The organism is Intrasporangium chromatireducens Q5-1 (assembly GCF_000576575.1).
Taxonomy (GTDB): Bacteria; Actinomycetota; Actinomycetes; order Actinomycetales; family Dermatophilaceae; genus Intrasporangium_A; species Intrasporangium_A chromatireducens.
Window position 1 is genome coordinate 1 of the sequence record NZ_AWQS01000386.1, and the last position, 2551, is coordinate 2551.

At 68.8% G+C, this 2551-nt stretch carries 3 protein-coding genes; 2 read left to right on the forward strand and 1 reads right to left on the reverse strand.

Going from position 1 to position 2551, the window contains the following annotated elements:
* Positions 1 to 183: 183 nt before the first annotated feature.
* Positions 184 to 1038, reverse strand: coding sequence for a hypothetical protein (locus tag N864_RS21360; protein WP_155893056.1), 855 nt, complete (start codon positions 1036 to 1038; stop codon positions 184 to 186).
* Positions 1039 to 1311: 273 nt separating this feature from the next.
* Here N864_RS21360 and N864_RS21365 point away from each other — a divergent pair, with 273 nt between their 5' ends.
* Positions 1312 to 1803, forward strand: coding sequence for a hypothetical protein (locus N864_RS21365; protein ID WP_034722190.1), 492 nt, complete (start codon positions 1312 to 1314; stop codon positions 1801 to 1803).
* A complete protein-coding gene (locus tag N864_RS21370; protein WP_205621029.1) occupies positions 1800 to 2489 on the forward strand; it encodes a DUF6036 family nucleotidyltransferase in 690 nt (229 codons plus the stop codon). Before N864_RS21365 ends, N864_RS21370 begins: the two co-directional genes overlap by 4 nt.
* Positions 2490 to 2551: the final 62 nt, after the last annotated feature.

Sequence of the window (2551 nt, forward strand, 5' to 3'; positions counted from 1 at the left end):
TGGTTCTACGGGGGCCGTTCGGGTCCCTCAAGCGCTTGCCGTTCCGATGCGAGAATTACGAGGACGGCCTTGCTGGGGGCACGGCCGGTGACGATACGCGCGCGTACAGGTGCAGCTTCCGGCTCGACGCATAGCTTGGGAGTGGTTTCATGACCTCGCAACCCGGTCGCGTCAGTTCGTCGGTCAGTTCCCGGCCAACTGAGCGAGGTGCGCCGCGCGAGATCGGGTCAGGTGAAGGTAAGCGGCGACGTCGTCGATCTGATCGCGCTGTTCCGGACACGGCGCCTGGGCCAGTGCGGACTCGAGCAACTGCGTCAGGGCGGCCGCATCGATGTCCTCGAAGAAGGCATCTTCCTCGGCTGCCATCTTGGCAGCTACCTCGTCGCGCATCTGGCGGGTCCTGCGGCCCTCGGCGACCCAACAGTCCTTGACGCCTCCTCCGAGGCCGTGATCGATCAGGACCATGAGGAGGTGCTCGCGTCCTCGGTAGTCGAACAGGGCGCCGACCGAGGCCTGCGATCCGAAGATGTCGCCGTAGTGCCACGCCCGCAACAGGGACGGGCGCCCGAGCGAGGGGGCCCAGGGTCGGTCGGTGACACCGGCGCGGTTGAGACGATCGGCTGCCTGAGCGGCCGCCGCTCGTGTCGCGTCCGGGCCAAGGCTCGCGCAGACCCGCAACAGCGCCAGGTGTTCGGTCGTCCCGGCGGCGTGCGCGTGCTCGATCACCTGGTGCAGCAGTGCTGTCTGCGCATCGAGACGCTCGACCTCGTCCGCGTCGTCGGGCGCGTCGCGCCCGGTCAGCCGGAAGACTTCGCAGAGCACCATCTCGGCGGCCAACGCCGTGCGCGCCCGAGCGATCTCGGCCGCCAGTGATTCGGTCACCGCTTGGGCGAGGTCCGCGAGTACGACGTCATCTTGGGCGAGCAGGGACTCGATGGGATCCGGCTTGTACCGGTTCGACGGGTGAGTGGCCACGGACAGGGCTGGTCGTTGCCGAGTCGCGTTGCGTCGGGCAGCCGATCTCTGCTTTCGCGCCATGTCGGACATGGTGTCAGACCGTGTCGGCGTCCCGAGGCCGGACCCCCGGTGAGGATCCGCTCCGAAGCATGCGAAGCAATGCCACGATTCCCTCGTGCCCCGAACGTGGTGAATGTCGCGCCGGGGCGCGGCTTTGACGATGGCGAGGATGCGCATCCAGCTCGCGCTACCTGAAGCGTGGCGGCCTCGATCCCGCAGGGCTCACCGCGCTGTGGTGTGGGGACTTTCGGCCGCAGGTCTGGGAGAGTGAGAGTTGAGGGAAAGGAGACGGGGATGACGTATCAGGGCGAAGTGCTGTCGATCGGCGCACTGCTGGAGCGCGCCCAGACCGGGTCTGCCACCACGCCGGGCGCGGGCGTCGGCGTGCGCCACACCGCCGCCGGCAACGCCGCTAGCTGTGCCTCCCTGCTTGCCGCTGGAGGCAGCGTGGAGTCGTGCTGGCGGTTCGGCATCCTCCAGACCCTCGATGACTACACCTCTACGCTGCGCCGAGGTGGAACGGCACTCGCGGCCGAGGTGTTTGCATCCGAGCCTGCCCCCACGGGCGCGATCCAACTGGATGCGGCATTCGCGGCGTTGGCCGACCACCTTGCCGAGCGAGACGGATGGCAGACTCCCGCATGGGCGCTCGATCCTGCGCGGCAGGCCGAGGGGTGGTTCCCCTCGGTTCCGGCGATCTTCCGTGCTGAGGCCGAGCAGGACAGCCCTCGGGCGTTCCGCCAGCGGGGCATCTTCATCACCGGACGGTCGTTGAGCCGCGCATGAGCGAGCATGGCGCGGAGCTGGATGCCGAGCACGTCCGCGCCCTGTTCCAAGAACTCTCCAACCGGCTCGCTGCGAGCGGCGCACACGCGCAGCTCTTCGTCGTGGGCGGGGCCGCCATGGCACTGGCCTACGACCTGAGCCGCCTCACCCGCGACGTCGACGCCGTGTTCGTCCCTGCCCCGGAGGTGCGGCACGCCGCCGAGGCGATCGCCGCGGAGCAAGGGCTGGAGCCAGACTGGCTCAACGATGCCGCCAAGGGGTTCTTGCCCGGTCAGGACGAGCATCCCGCTACTGCGTTCGAGTCCGAGTCACTGCTGGTGCAGGTGGCCTCGCCTGAGTACCTGCTCGCGATGAAGCTGCACGCCTCCCGCGATGAGCGCGACCTGGATGACGCCGCCACGCTGTACCTGCGCCTCGGCTACACCACCGCAGAGCAAGGTATCGACCTGTTGACCAGCACCTACCCGGTTGGCAGGATGCTGCCCCGGCACCGCTACATCGTCGAGGACGTCGCGCGGCGCGCCGCCGTGCGCCGCGCAGCCCAGAACGACGCACCGCAGCAGGGCGACCAGCGATCGCCGCAGCAGAGGGCGGAGCGTCGTTCCAAGCTTCCGTCGCTGGGGGCGTCCGGGCGAGGCTCAGGTCGACCGGACGCCCACCAGCCGCCGCCCTCGCATGAACTCTGAACCACTCACCCCGGGAACGACCCCAAAAGCGGAGTCAGGGGTCTCACATCTGAGACACCCTG

Bases quoted from the DNA above. Each gene is read 5' to 3' on its own strand.
- N864_RS21370 (WP_205621029.1), top strand. From the start codon at position 1,800: ATGAGCGAGCATGGCGCGGAGCTGGATGCCGAGCACGTCCGCGCCCTG.
- N864_RS21360 (WP_155893056.1), bottom strand. From the start codon at position 1,038: ATGGCGCGAAAGCAGAGATCGGCTGCCCGACGCAACGCGACTCGGCAA.
- N864_RS21365 (WP_034722190.1), top strand. From the start codon at position 1,312: ATGACGTATCAGGGCGAAGTGCTGTCGATCGGCGCACTGCTGGAGCGC.